The following is a 13,135-nucleotide window of genomic DNA, read 5'->3' as shown; positions in this document are numbered from 1 at the left end:
ACGGGCGATATGAGCGGATTTTCAGACACTTGGCTGATCGTGCCTTGCTACAACGAGGGCACGGTCATCTTCGACGTGCTCACGAATGCGCGCGAGACGTTCCCCAACATCGTGGGCGTTAACGACGGATCCGCCGACGACTCCGCCGCGCAGATCCGCGCCGCGGGCGCCCACTTGGTGGACCACCCGGTCAACCTGGGCCAAGGCGCGGCGATCCAGACCGGCGTGGAATACGCGCGCAAACAGCCGGGCGCCGAGTTCTTCGTCACCTTCGACGCGGACGGCCAGCACCAGGAAAAAGACGTTGTGCGCATGATTGAGCGGCTGCGCACTGAGCCGTTGGACATCGTCGTCGGCACACGCTTCGCCGGCCAGGAGAACTCGCAGGTGCCGTGGATCAAGCGCGCCGTGCTGAAAACGGTGGTGATGCTGTCGCCGCGCACGAAGAAGCTCGGGCTCACGGATGCCCACAACGGGCTGCGCGCCTTCAACCGCACGGTGGCCGAGGAGATGAACATCCGCATGAACGGGATGTCGCACGCCTCGGAGATCGTCTCCATGATTGACAAGCACGGCTGGCGCGTGGACGAGGAGCCGGTGGACATTCTCTACACGGAGTACTCGATGTCGAAGGGCCAGTCGCTGATCAACGGCGTGAACATCCTCGCCGACGGGCTCGTTGCAAGGAGGTTGCCATGATCCAAGCGTTGTTGCTGCTCGCCATTGTCGCGTTGGCCTGGTACTTCTTTGCTAATCGACGAAAAGCTAACGCCAAAGCCTGGGTAAAAATCGGCTTCGCCCTCTTAATGGTGGCGGCGGTGTGGGCGATTGCCCGCCCCGACGATGTCACGGTGCTTGCCAACTGGCTGGGTGTGGCCCGCGGCACCGACCTGATGCTGTACGTGCTGGTGGTGGCGTTCTTCTTCGTCACCGTCTCCACGTGGACGCGCTTCCGCGAGCAGGAGTTGCGCTACGCGCGCCTGGCCCGCGCCGTCGCGCTGCAGAACGCCCAGGCGCCGGAGCAGGGGCAAGTGCGGACACCGCGCGGCGCTAACCAGCAGCGCTAGTAGCCGCGGCGGATCCACTCCTCCAGGTGCGGCGCCTCTGCGCCGATGGTGGTGTGGTCGCCGTGGCCGGTGCGCACCACCGTCACCGCCGGCAGGTCCAGCACGGACTTCTGCAGGGAGTGGATGATGGTGTCGAAGGAGGAGAACGACCGTCCCGTCGCGCCCGGCCCGCCCTGGAACAGGGTGTCACCGGAGAACAGCTCGCCGGCCTCCTCGGCGTAGATGACTACAGAGCCCGGCGAGTGGCCCGGGGTGGACATCACGCGCAGGTCGGTGCCGGCGATGGTGAACGTGGCGCCGTCGAGAAGCTGGCGGTAGTGCGCGCCCGGGTTCTGGCGCTGCCACAAAAACCCGTCGGTGGGGTGCAGGTACACCGGGGCGTCCACAAGCCGCGACAGCTCGGGCGCGGCGTCGATGTGGTCGGAGTGGCCGTGGGTGGCCAAAATGCCCTTCACGCGCCTGTTTCCCACCGCCTCGGCGATGGCTTCGGCGTTGTGGGCGGCGTCGATGATGTAAACCTCGGAATCGTCGCCGACGATCCAAACGTTGTTGTCCACCTCCCACTCGCCACCGTCGAGCTTGAACAGGCCGGATGTGACTACGTTGTCGATGCGCATTTAGAACTCCACCACGCTTCGCAGCACGTCTCCGTGCTTCATTTTTTCAAAGGATTCCTCGATGTCACCGACGCCGATGCGCTCGGAGACGAATTCGCCCAGCGGGAAACGGCCCTGCTTGTACAGTTGGACGTACGCGGGGAAGTCGCGCTCCGGCAGGCAGTCGCCGTACCAGGCCGGCTTGATGGAGCCGCCGCGTGCGTAGAGATCGATCGCGGGGATGTCCACGTGGTCGGTCTGGTTGGGCACGCCGACCATGACCATGCGGCCGGCGAAGTCGCGCGAGTAGAACGCCTGGCGCCAGGTGGGCTGGATGCCCACGGCGTCGATGGCGACGTCGGCGCCGAAGCCGCCGGTGAGTTTGCGCACGGCCTCGATCACCTCGTCCTCGCTCATGTCCTTGGCGCAAATGGCGTCGGTGGCGCCGAACTTGGATGCAGCGTCGCACTTTCGCTTATCGACGTCTACAGCCACCACCGTTGTCGCCCCCGCCAACGCGGCACCGGCGACAGCCGCCAAGCCGACCCCGCCGAGGCCGAACACGACCACGGACTCGCCGCGCTGCACGTCACCGGTGTTCACCGCGGCGCCCAGGCCGGCCATGATGCCGCAGCCGAGCAGGCCCGCCGCCGCCGGGTCGGCGTCCGGGTCGACCTTCGTGCACTGTTTTTCGTGCACGAGGGTCTTCTCCGCGAAGGAGCCGATGCCGAGTGCGGGGGTGAGCGGAGTGCCGTCGTCAAGCGTCATGCTTTGCGAGGCGTTGTGGGTGTTGAAGCAGTTCTTCGTGTCGCCCTTGCGGCAGGCGCGGCACTCGCCGCACACCGCGCGCCAGTTCAGCACCACGAAGTCGCCTTCCTGCACGTGGGTGACGTCCTCGCCGACCTGGTCCACAATGCCGGCAGTTTCGTGGCCGAGGAGGAACGGGTAGGCGTCCTCGATGTCGCCGTCGCGGTAGGCCAGGTCCGTGTGGCACACGCCGGTGGCCTGGACCTTGACCACCACATCGTTGGGGCCGGGTTCCGGGATCACAATGTCCACGACCTCGACCGGGGCGCCCTTGGAACGGGCGATTACTCCTTGAACAGTCTGTGTCATGCCCCCAAGACTAGGAGCGGGCAATGACGTTTGCCACGTGCTCGTGGCCGCGCTGGTTGACGTGGATGGGCAGGTTGCCCGGGCCGCCGTAGAAGTCCACCAGCCCGGCCCACATGCGCTTGTTGTCCGGGGCGCACATGTTGTTGTGCCAGGTGGAGGGTTTCAGGTCCAAAAACTCCACGCCAGCGGCGCGGGCGGCGTCGACCTGCATCCACTGCGCGAGGTTCTCCCAGCGCTGCGCCTCCACCAACCGGGTGGCGTCTGCGACGTTCGGGGCGATGTGGAACAGGCACACGCGGTCGCCGGCGGTGATCTTGGGGTAGCCCACGATCTGGATGCGCGCGTTCGGCGCGGCGGCGCGGATGCGGTTGATCTGCGGGACCATGTAGCGGGTGAAGTCGCGGCGGATGTCGCCGTCCGGGCGCGAGTTGTTGTTGTACGTGTCGTTGAAGCCTGCGGAGATGATCACGCGCGCCGTCGCCGGGGACAGGCCCCGGTCCGCGATCGCGCGGTCCACCTGCTGGAAGAAACCAGGTCCCTTGGAGATGGTCACCACGCCGGTGCAGGAGTAGTCGCGCGCAGCCAGGCCGAGCTTGGCGGCGGAGCGTTTGCCCCAGTTCGTGGGGGAGGTCGGGCACCAGGTGCCGTTATCCGAGCGCCCGCGCGGGTCCAGCCCCAGCTTGCCGGCGGCCCACTGGCCCATGTTCGGGTCGGAGATGACAGAGTCGCCGAAGATGACCATGTTGCGGTCCTGCGCCTGCGCCGCCGGGGCGAGCGGGGCGACAAGCGCGGCCGCCGCAACGAAAATGGCGGCAAGGCGGCGGGAAAATGACACGGCGAAATCCTTTCACAGAGGTTTCTTGCGTAACAGTAGGCTACATTATCCACATGCGACCCACTCACCGTCCGCTGTTCTTACTCAAGTCTTTCGCCCGCTTCGTGCCCGCCGTTACACGCGCCGGCATCGTCAGCGCCGAAGGCGGCCCCCGCGCGGCCCTCGCACTCACCCCCAACCTCGCGCGCTACTGGTTCACCACCGCCCGCGAAGTCGAACAGGGCGCCGCCGCCGCACCGGACCGCATCGCGCTTATCGACGACACGGGCGTGACCACCTACCGCCAACTCCGCGACGACTCACGCACCCTAGCCAAGTGGCTCCTCGACGTGCAGGAAAAACGCGGCCTGGACGAGCTGCGCATAGGCGTCATGGCCCGAAACGGCCGCGGCATCATCCTCCCGCTAGCCGCCAAAGGCTACGTCGGGGCACACATCTTCCTGCTCAACATCGGCTCCTCGCCGGAGCAGCTCGCGGGCATCTTCGCCGAAAATGACATCAACGTGCTGTTCATCGACGACGAGTTCGCCGACCGCCTCCCCGCCGACACTGCCAACACTGCCAACACCGCCGGCATCACCATCGTGCGCGCGCACGAGGACGGCGGCGCCGGGCTCTCTATTGGGCAGGTGGTCCGGATGGACGTCGATAGGCAACTGCCCCGCTGGCCGCAACACGGCAACCTTGTCCTGATGAGCTCCGGCACCACCGGCATCCCCAAAGGCATCGTGCGGCCCGAACCGCGCATGCCGTTCGTGGTCGCCGGCTACCTCGAAGCCATCCCGTGGCGCGCCGGCGACACCGTGCAACTAACCGCGTCGATCTTCCACACCTGGGGCTGGTCCGCCCTCCAGGTGGCGCTGGCGACGCGCTCCACCATCGTCACCCGCCGCATCTTCGATCCGGAGGCCTGCTTCCGCGACATCCAGAAATACCGCTGCGACGGGCTGATTTCCTCACCCATCTTCTTCAAACAGATGCTGGACCTGGAGGAAAGCTACGACACGTCCACGCTGCGCTACCTCGCCTCCGCCGGCAACGCCGTCACCCCGTCGCTGCTGCGCCGCACCACCGAGCGCTTCGGCCCGATTCTGGCCAACATCTACGGCTCCACCGAACTCGCACTCGCCGCGGCCGCCTCGCCCGAACAGATGCAGGCCGACCCCACCACTGTGGGCAAAATCCCGCCCGGCACGGTGCTCAAGCTTTACGACGACCACGGCAACGAAGTCCAAACCGGCGAAACCGGCCGCATCTTCCTGCACAACGAAACCGCGCTGCGCGGCTACACCAACCCGGCGACCGAGATGGTGGAGATCGACGGCCTGGTGGAAATGGGCGACCTCGGCTACCTCGACGACCGAGGGTACCTGCACGTGCAGTCACGCAACGACGACATGATCATCGTCGGCGGCGAAAACGTCCACCCGCAATCCGTGGTGGAAGTGCTCGAGGACATGCCGGGAGTCGGCGAGGTGTACGCGCACGGCGTCGACGACGACGATATGTTCAAACGCATCGCCGTGTGGGTGGTAAAAAGCGCCGACCTCACCGCCGATGCGGTGCGCGACTGGGTGCGCGCCCACCTGGCCGACCACTCCATCCCCCGGGACGTGTACTTCGTGGACGAGCTGCCGCGCAACGCTGTTGGCAAGGTCGTGCCGCGGTTTCTTCCCGGTTTAGGGCAAAAAAATTGAGCCACCAGCGAGAATCGAACTCGCGACCTTCTCATTACGAGTGAGATGCTCTACCGACTGAGCTATAGTGGCCGGGCATACAAGATGCACCACCGCGAAAGTGTAGTGCAGCCGAAGGGAACTGAGAAACCGGCAGCTCAGGACACCTTGCAGGCGAGCCGGATCCGGCCGAGCATCCCACCAAACGCCACCGCCGGCTGCACCTGCTGCGCCAGCCGCTCGCGGCATTGCGCGATGGCCTCCTGGCACTCCACCAGGTCTTCTGGGGTGGTGCGCTCCGCGATCTCTCGCGCCAGGCCCTCGTAGTCCGGGTGGATCAGGGCAAGACCGGCACCGGACTGGATGATCATGGCGTCGCGGTACACCCCCGCCAGGTCCACCAGGACCAGGTCGAACATGTCGCGTTTGCGGCGGGTGCCGCGTTTCTTCTGCTCCTCTTCGAGCGCTTTTATCGACGACGCAACGCCACCCAACGCCCTGCCCGCCCCCTTGCCTTTCGCGCCCATGCCGAGCGCGTTTTCCAGCTTCGCGCGCTCGGCTTCGTCCTCGGCCTTGTGGGCCTCCACCGCCTCGGTTTCCGCCGCTTTGACCAGCCCGCCGACGGCCTGGAACGCCTGCGCACCGTGGAACACCAGCTCTGCCAGGTTGATCGCCATGGAGCGGCGCTTCTGCACCTGGTCCGAGCGCACCAAAAGCCGCGCACGCCCCACGTGCCGCATCGTCGCGGCGGCGGCAAGGCGCGCGTCGTGCTCGGTCGCGCCCTCCTCTTCGACCAGGATGCGCACGACCTCGTGCTCCGTCGGCGCCGGCACGTACAGGTGGCGGCAGCGCGAACGCAGCGTCTGCGAAAAGTCCTGCGGGTCCGCCGACGGGGCGCACATGATGATCACGGTGTGCTCCGGCGGCTCCTCCACGGTCTTCAGCAACGCGTCGGCGGCGTCCGTGTTCAACCGGTCGGCGTTTTCGATGACGATGACGCGCCAGGCGGCGACCGTCGGCAGGCGGGCTGCTTGCGGCACGATCGTGCGCCGCACGTAATCCACCGGGATGTTCACCCGCTGCGGCACCACGTGCAGCAGATCAGTGTGCGTGCCCGCCAACGCCAACCGGCACGCCTCGCAGCGCCCGCACCCGATCTCGTCCGGGTCGGTGCACATCAGCGCCGCCGCGAACGCCAACGCGGCCTGCGAGCGGCCCGCCCCCGGAGGACCGGTGAAAAGCCAGGCGTGGGTCATGGCGTAGCCGTCGCCAAGCCTTGCGGCCTTCGCCGCCGACATGATTGCCTCGCGCACCGCCGGCGTACCGGCAAGCCGCTCACTGACGCTACGGGTAGTCACGGATGATCACACTACCCGCGCGCTAAGGTGATACACCATGGAACGATTCTGGCGCGATCTGCGGTGGCTCTGGGGCACGTCATGGCCCCTGTACGCCGCGACCGTGCTGGGAACCAACGTCATCGCCGCCATCGGCTCGATGCTGTTCGTGCGCTACCTCATCCCCATGCCGGAAGTGCGTGAACTCGGCCTTGGCGGGCAACTCGGCGCCATCGGCGTGATCTACGCGGCGGTCGCCGTCGTGCTGGGCGTGGTGGTCACGCTGTACCTGTTCCGGCCCGTGCTGGAATGGCAGCGCCACCCCGACGGGCATGACCCGAACATGGTGCGCCACCTGGTCATGCGGCTGCCGGTGCTGCAAACCATCATTGTGGTGGGCGTGTGGGGTATCGGCATCGCGATTGTCACCGCGGGGGCCTGGCGTGTCGACGCCCGCCTGGCCACCGTCGTCCTCGCCACCGCCTCGCTGACCGCTTTTGTCACCGCGGTGCTGACCTACCTGCAGGCCGAGCGCCTCGTGCGCCCCATCGCCGCCTCCGCGCTGGCGCGCCGCTTCGAGGACTCCACGCTGCAGCCGCCGATCAAGTGGCAGCTGTACCTGACGTGGTTCACCACCTCCGCCGTGCCGATGGTGGGCGTTTTGTTGCTGACGGTGGCGCAGCGCCACGGCTACTTCACCGGCAACGTGGGCGAGCTCACCTCCGCTATCGTCGCGCTGATCACCGCCGGCATGGCCACCGGGTTTGTGGGCACCACGCTGGTGATCATGAGCGTGGTCGACCCGATCAAGGAGCTGCAAGCCGCGATCAACCGTGTGCGCCGAGGCGAGCAAAACACGCAGGTGGACATCTACGACGGTTCCGAGATCGGCGTGCTGCAGGCAGGGTTCAACGAGATGATGAAGGGGCTGCGCGACCGCCAGCGCGTCCGCGACATCTTCGGCCAGTACGTCGGCGCGGAGGTGGCGCAGAAGGCGCTGGAGGAGATCCCGGAGCTCGGCGGCGAGGAGCGCAAGGTGGCGGTGCTGTTCATCGACGTCGTCGGGTCCACCACCTACGCCGTGGACCACACCCCGGAGGAGGTCGTCGCGGCGTTGAACGACTTCTTCGACGTCGTCGTCGAGGTGGTGCACCGCAACAAGGGCGTGATTAACAAGTTCCAGGGCGATGCGGCCTTGGCGGTGTTCGGGGCGCCCGTTTCGCTTCACGACGCCGCATCGCACGCCCTCCAAGCCGCCCGCGAACTCCAACGGGACCTGGCCGGCCAGGAGCTGCGCGCCGGCATCGGTGTGGCGTCCGGGCACGTGGTGGCGGGCCACATCGGCGGCTCGGACCGCTTCGAGTACACCGTGATCGGCGACGCCGTCAACGCCGCGGCGCGCCTGACCGACATGGCGAAAGACACCCCGGGCCTGGTGCTGACCAACGCCGCGACCCTGCGCGCAGCGAACGAGGTGGAGCAGCAGCGCTGGACGCTGATGAAGTCCGTGGAGCTGCGCGGCCGCGGCAAGATGACGCAGCTGGCGCGCCCGGTGCGCTCCACATTGGCCGACCGCTCGTAGTTTTTGGGCATGCCGATGTGCCTCGCCCGGGTGGGGCGGGTTTTCGGTGTGTGGTAGTTAGTCGAAGAGCAGCTCCATCGCGCCTGGGGTGGTCATGGGGACTTGTGTGCCGTTGGGGGCGACCCAGTGGATCCGCGCGTTGGGGTTGTCGATGTAGCCGAACGGGCCGTTTTTGTTGTCGGCGTTGACCCCGTTGTGGAAGGGGCAGAGTTCGGCGAGGTTGTCCATGTTGGTCATCCCGCCGTAGCGCCATGCGTTGATGTGGTGTGTTTGGGTGGTTTCGGCGGAGTGTTTGCAGTCGGGAAACGCACAGGCCGGGCAGAGCAGTTTCGACATGGTCTTTTGTTTGGGGTTGGCGCAGCGCTTTGCGTGGTAGAGGTTGACGGGGCCTTCTTGGGGGTGGAACGCGGCGACTTCGAGGATGTCGCCGAATTCGTGCTCCATGTATTCGGCCCCTGTCATGGTGGTGCCGTCGGTGCAGATCAGGGTGACTTCGTCTGCGTGGCCGGATTGGATGCGGGCCCAGTCGGCGATCGGCACCAGGATGATCGGCCGGAAGTTCGCCTTCGGCACTCCTTTGCCGTCGCGCAGGATCCCGATAAGCGTGTGGGCCATTTGGGCGGCCGCCGGGTCGTCGGCGTCGATGAGTTTACGCAGCAGGTGCTCAAGATCGGCCAGATCGCGCTCGTTGTAGGTCAGGATCATGGTGCGCATGCCCGCCTTCGAGCGGGAAAACCTGCACGAGGGTGGGGCTGGTTTAACGGGCTGTTTGATCAGCCGCTTGATGCGCTTGGTTAAGGCCCGATACGAGCCGCGGTGGCGCACCAAATCCAACCGGATGCGCCAGCGTTCCGCGGCCCCTTCGACGGCGAGCAGCTTTTTCTCGATGTGCACGAGCTGGTCGACCGGTAAGCCCTCGGCGGCGGCTAAAGCGTCGCGTTGTTTGCGGGTGAATTGGGTCGGCCCAAAGTAGGTGTGGTGCACCCGCGCCAAATCGCGCACCCGCCCGGTGGACAGGCCGGCGGCCATAGCTATGTCGCGGTCGAAGTCGGCGAGGACACTTACGCCTGCGGTGACAAAGTCGGTGAAGTTCATGGCCCGAAAGCTATGGCGGCCACGCAACCCCAAACAAGACCCAAATCAAAATCTGTGGATAAACCCCGCCGGTTGTTGACGCCGCAACACAGTTGTCCACAGCAACGCAAAACGCGGTGGCGCAAGCACGCCACCGCGGTATACGTTGCGAAGTTTTAGCGCTTGCGGGCCTTCACTACGCGCTTCGTGGTCTGCTTCGGCTTCGCGGCCTTCTTGGCAGCCTTCTTCTTCGTCGTCTTCTTCTTGGTGGCTTTCTTGCCGCCGCCTTCCGCCTCGCGGGCGCGGCGGGCGGAGAGCAGCTCGTTGGCGCGCTGGTCCGTCATGGTTTCCGGGGTGTCGCCGCGCTGCAGGGACGCGTTCGTTTCGCCGTCGGTGACATACGGGCCGAAGCGGCCGTCCTTGACGGTCATGGGCTTGCCGGAGACGTCGTTGTCGCCGAGCATTTTCAGCGGCGGCTTCGCGGCAGCGCGCCCGCGGCGCTTCGGCTCGGCGTAGATGCGGCGGGCCTCGTCAAGCGTGATGGAGAAGATCTGGTCTTCGCTGGCCAGCGAGCGCGAATCGGAGCCCTTCTTCAGGTACGGGCCGTAGCGGCCGTTCTGCGCGGTGATCATCTCGCCGTCCGACGGGTCCTCGCCGACCTCGCGCGGCAGCGACAGCAGCTGCATCGCCTCGTCGAAGGTGACGCTCGACGGCTCCATCGTGGAAAACAGTGACGCGGTGGCGGGCTTGAGCTGCTCGTCGACGAGCTGCGCCATGCGCTTCTCCTTCTGAGCAGCCGCCGTCTTGGTCTCCCAGTTCTTCGCGCGTTTGCCTTCCTCGGCGCGCTGGGCGTCCTCCTCGGCGCGCTCCGCGGCGATGACTTCCTCGGCGCGGGCTTCGGCGGTGGCGCGCTCGTCGTCACGCACGAGCTCCGTGACGTACGGGCCGAAGCGGCCCTCCTTCGCCACCACGGTGCGGCCGTTGGCGGGGTTGACGCCGAGTTCGCGGCCGGACTGCGGGGTGGCGAAGAGCTTTTCAGCCATCTCCAGGGTGATTTCGTCCGGGGTGGCGGACTCGGGCAGGTTGGCGCGCTGGTACTCGGGCTCGCCGTCCTTTTCGCCGATCACGCGCTCGATGTAGGGCCCGTAGCGTCCGACGCGGACGACGACGGGGCGGCCGGAGGCGTCGTCGAAAAGCTTCAGCGAGTTCGCGGCGCGCGCGTCGATGGCCTCGAGGTTGTTCTCGATCATGTGCTTCAGCCCGCCGCGGCGCGCGAGTGCTTGCGCCATGGATTCGCGTGCGTCGGCGTCGCCGAAATAGAAGCCGGACAGCCACTTGGTGCGGTCCTGGTTGCCGTGAGCGATTTCGTCGAGCTCGTCCTCCATGGACGAGGTGAAGTCGTAGTCCACCAGCGCGTCGAAGTTGTTCTCCAGCAGGCCCACCACGGAGAACGCGACCCAGGACGGCACCAGCGCGTTGCCGCGGACGAAGACGTAGCCGCGGTCCTGGATGGTTTTGATGATCGACGCGTAGGTGGACGGGCGCCCGATGCCGAGCTCCTCCATCTTTTTCACCAGCGAGGCTTCGGTGTAGCGCGCCGGCGGGTTGGTGGAGTGGCCATCCGCGGTGACCTTCTGCGTGGCCAACTCGTCGCCCTTGGCCAGCTGCGGCAGGCGGGTTTCGTTGGCTTGGCGGTCGGAGTAGGCGCGCAGCCAGCCGGGGAAGGTGACGGTGCGGCCGGTGGCGGCGAACTCGCACGCCTCGCCGGAGGCATCGCCGGCGACGGTGACCTTCATCGAGGTGCCGCGGGCGTCTTGCATTTGGGAGGCGACGGTGCGCGCCCAGATGAGTTCGTAGAGCTTGAACTCCTCGGCGTCCAAGGACCCCGCCAGTTGCCCGGGGGTGGCGAAGCGTTCGCCGGCGGGGCGGATGGCTTCGTGGGCTTCCTGCGAGTTTTTCACTTTTCGGTCGTAGGTGCGCGGCGCATCGGTGACGTAATCGGCGCCGTACAGTTCGCGGGCGGCGGAACGGGCGGCGTCGAGGCCCTGTTTGGACAGGGAGGTCGAGTCTGTACGCATGTAGGTGATGTGGCCGTTTTCGTACAGCCGTTGCGCGATGCGCATGGTGCGCGCGGAGGTGAAGTGCAGTTTGCGCCCGGCTTCTTGCTGCAGCGTGGAGGTCATAAACGGCGCGTAGGGTTTGCGCGAGTAGGGCTTTTCCTCCACTGCGGTGACGTGCATGGGTGCGGTGCCCAGCGCGTCGGCAAGCGAGTGCGCCTTTTGCTTATCGACGATCACCGCCTCGCCCTTCAGCCGCCCCCGGTCGTCGAAGTCGCGGCCCTGGGCGATGCGCTTGCCGTCGAGGGCGACGAGCTTGGCGTCGAACTCCGTCGGGGTCTGCTTGGATGCGTCTTGAGGGACGAGAGACGCAACCAAGTCCCAGTACTCGGCGGGGATGAACGCCATGCGTTCGCGTTCACGCTCGACGATGACGCGGGTGGCCACGGACTGCACGCGCCCGGCGGACAGGCGCGGCATGACCTTCTTCCACAACACGGGCGAGACTTCGTAGCCGTAGAGGCGGTCGAGGATGCGGCGGGTCTCCTGGGCGTCGACGAGCGCCATGTCCAGCTCGCGGGTGTTTTCGGCGGCTTCGCGGATCGCGGATTCGGTGATCTCGTTGAACACCATGCGCTCCACCGGCACCTTGGGCTTGAGGGTTTCCAACAGGTGCCAGGCAATGGCTTCGCCTTCGCGGTCCGGGTCTGTCGCGAGCAGGAGTTTGTCGGCCTGCTTGAGCTTGGATTTGAGGTCGGTGACCTTCTTTTTCTTGTCCGCGGAGACGACGTAGATGGGCGTGAAGCCGTCCTCGGGGTTGACGCCGAGCTTCGCCCACGCCTCCTTCTTGTACTTGGCGGGGATGTCGGCGGCGCGGCCGGGCAGGTCACGGATGTGGCCGACGGAGGCTTCCACAATAAAGTCGTCGCCCAGGTACTTCTGGATCTTCTTCGCCTTCGTCGCGGACTCCACGATCACCAGAGTCTTGCCGCCTTCAGCCACGTTGACTGACACCTCGCTTTACACAGAGTTATTGCCTAACAGACAACTAGCACACGATTGTGCACCCGGGTAATAGGACTACACTGCTCGGGTGCCCCGGTGCCGTGTACGTCGGGGGCGGAAAGGATGCGTCTACGTGGTCGATTCCCTCATCGATTTCCTGCATACGCTCATGGCGATGCCGGTGTTTTACCCGCTGGTGACGGTACTTATTGTCGCTGATGCGCTGGCGCCTGTGGTGCCGTCGGAGACGGTGCTGAACTTGGCGGGCGCGTTTTCCGCCTCCCGCGGGGTGCCGAGCGTGTGGGGCGTGATCGTTGCGGCGATCATCGGCGGGATCATCGGCGACAACATCTGCTTCGCGCTCGGCGGAAAGCTCATCAGCCGGGTGGAGGCGCTGGACCCGGAGTCGAAAGCGGGCCAGGCGATCCGCTGGGTGCGCCGGAACATGAACCGCGGCGCGGGCGCGACGATTATCGTCGCGCGTTTCATCCCCTGGGCGCGCTGGGTGGCAACGATTGTGCTGGGGTCGGTGCGCTACAACTGGTTCAAGTTCGTCTTCTTCGACACCATTGGTGTAATTCTGTGGGCGTTTTTGAGCGTCGGCGTCGGCTACCTGGGCGGGCGCATCTTGCAGGACTACCCGCTGTTGGCGATGCTTCTGGGCGTGGTGCTCGGCTCGTCTGTCGGCTACCTGATCCAAAAGGGCCAGAACAAGCTGGCCGAGTGGCGTGATGTGCGCCAAGGCGTGAGTAACGTATAAAAAACGGGGCTTCGAGCGAAGCCCCGTCGA

11 protein-coding genes and 1 tRNA gene are annotated in these 13,135 nt (G+C 66.1%); 5 read left to right on the top strand and 7 right to left on the bottom strand.

Translation table 11 applies throughout. From position 1 onward, the window contains the following. The first annotated feature begins 9 nt into the window (after window positions 1-9). Together ppgS and CAFEA_RS01035 are read left to right on the top strand one after the other, a co-directional pair. Window positions 10-699 carry a polyprenyl-phospho-N-acetylgalactosaminyl synthase PpgS gene (gene ppgS / locus CAFEA_RS01040; protein ID WP_063937760.1) on the top strand — a complete coding sequence of 230 codons (690 nt, stop codon included), beginning with the start codon at window positions 10-12 and terminating at the stop codon, window positions 697-699. Next, window positions 696-1,067, top strand: a complete 372-nt coding sequence (locus CAFEA_RS01035) for a DUF2304 domain-containing protein (RefSeq protein ID WP_063937763.1) — start codon at window positions 696-698, stop codon at window positions 1,065-1,067. The genes ppgS and CAFEA_RS01035 overlap by 4 nt, the downstream gene beginning before the upstream one ends. On the opposite strand, the gene CAFEA_RS01030 is transcribed toward CAFEA_RS01035, so the two are convergent. Genes CAFEA_RS01030 through CAFEA_RS01020 form a run of 3 tightly spaced genes read right to left on the bottom strand, consistent with a single transcriptional unit; the run spans window position 1,064 to window position 3,614 of the window. Further along, window positions 1,064-1,684, bottom strand: a complete 621-nt coding sequence (locus CAFEA_RS01030; protein WP_063937765.1) for an MBL fold metallo-hydrolase — start codon at window positions 1,682-1,684, stop codon at window positions 1,064-1,066. The two genes, CAFEA_RS01035 and CAFEA_RS01030, sit on opposite strands and share 4 nt — an antisense overlap. After that, window positions 1,685-2,779, bottom strand: a complete 1,095-nt coding sequence (locus CAFEA_RS01025; RefSeq protein WP_063937767.1) for an S-(hydroxymethyl)mycothiol dehydrogenase — start codon at window positions 2,777-2,779, stop codon at window positions 1,685-1,687. 10 nt (window positions 2,780-2,789) lie between these two features. Then, window positions 2,790-3,614, bottom strand: coding sequence for a GDSL-type esterase/lipase family protein (locus tag CAFEA_RS01020; protein WP_063937769.1), 825 nt, complete (start codon window positions 3,612-3,614; stop codon window positions 2,790-2,792). 53 nt (window positions 3,615-3,667) lie between these two features. Here CAFEA_RS01020 and CAFEA_RS01015 point away from each other — a divergent pair, with 53 nt between their 5' ends. Next, entirely contained in the window at window positions 3,668-5,311 is a 1,644-nt protein-coding gene (locus tag CAFEA_RS01015; protein ID WP_063937772.1) for an AMP-binding protein, read from the top strand. Here the strand turns inward: CAFEA_RS01015 and CAFEA_RS01010 are convergent. Both CAFEA_RS01010 and CAFEA_RS01005 read right to left on the bottom strand, forming a co-directional pair. Further along, window positions 5,311-5,383 (bottom strand) — tRNA-Thr (locus CAFEA_RS01010). The two genes, CAFEA_RS01015 and CAFEA_RS01010, sit on opposite strands and share 1 nt — an antisense overlap. A 65-nt stretch (window positions 5,384-5,448) precedes the next feature. Continuing rightward, a complete protein-coding gene (locus CAFEA_RS01005; protein ID WP_063937774.1) occupies window positions 5,449-6,648 on the bottom strand; it encodes a DNA polymerase III subunit delta' in 1,200 nt (399 codons plus the stop codon). Between the two features lie 37 nt (window positions 6,649-6,685). On the opposite strand from CAFEA_RS01005, the gene CAFEA_RS01000 reads away from it, so the two are divergent. Next, the gene (locus tag CAFEA_RS01000; protein ID WP_063937775.1) at window positions 6,686-8,209 is read left to right on the top strand and encodes an adenylate/guanylate cyclase domain-containing protein; all 1,524 of its coding nucleotides are present in this window, start codon (window positions 6,686-6,688) and stop codon (window positions 8,207-8,209) included. 57 nt (window positions 8,210-8,266) lie between these two features. On the opposite strand, the gene CAFEA_RS00995 is transcribed toward CAFEA_RS01000, so the two are convergent. Together CAFEA_RS00995 and topA are read right to left on the bottom strand one after the other, a co-directional pair. Further along, window positions 8,267-9,304, bottom strand: a complete 1,038-nt coding sequence (locus CAFEA_RS00995; RefSeq protein WP_063937777.1) for an HNH endonuclease signature motif containing protein — start codon at window positions 9,302-9,304, stop codon at window positions 8,267-8,269. A 155-nt stretch (window positions 9,305-9,459) separates the two neighbouring features. Next, window positions 9,460-12,342: a type I DNA topoisomerase gene (gene topA, locus CAFEA_RS00990; RefSeq protein WP_034996971.1), complete on the bottom strand. Its 2,883-nt coding sequence runs from the start codon at window positions 12,340-12,342 to the stop codon at window positions 9,460-9,462. A 136-nt stretch (window positions 12,343-12,478) separates the two neighbouring features. Between topA and CAFEA_RS00985 the strand changes: the two genes are divergently transcribed. Further along, window positions 12,479-13,105: a DedA family protein gene (locus CAFEA_RS00985; protein WP_063937779.1), complete on the top strand. Its 627-nt coding sequence runs from the start codon at window positions 12,479-12,481 to the stop codon at window positions 13,103-13,105. Window positions 13,106-13,135: the final 30 nt, after the last annotated feature.

Origin of the sequence: Corynebacterium afermentans subsp. afermentans (assembly GCF_030408355.1) — a bacterium.
GTDB lineage: Bacteria > Actinomycetota > Actinomycetes > Mycobacteriales > Mycobacteriaceae > Corynebacterium > Corynebacterium afermentans.
Note: the sequence above shows the minus strand (reverse complement) of the source record. Positions and strands in the feature narration are given on the sequence as shown.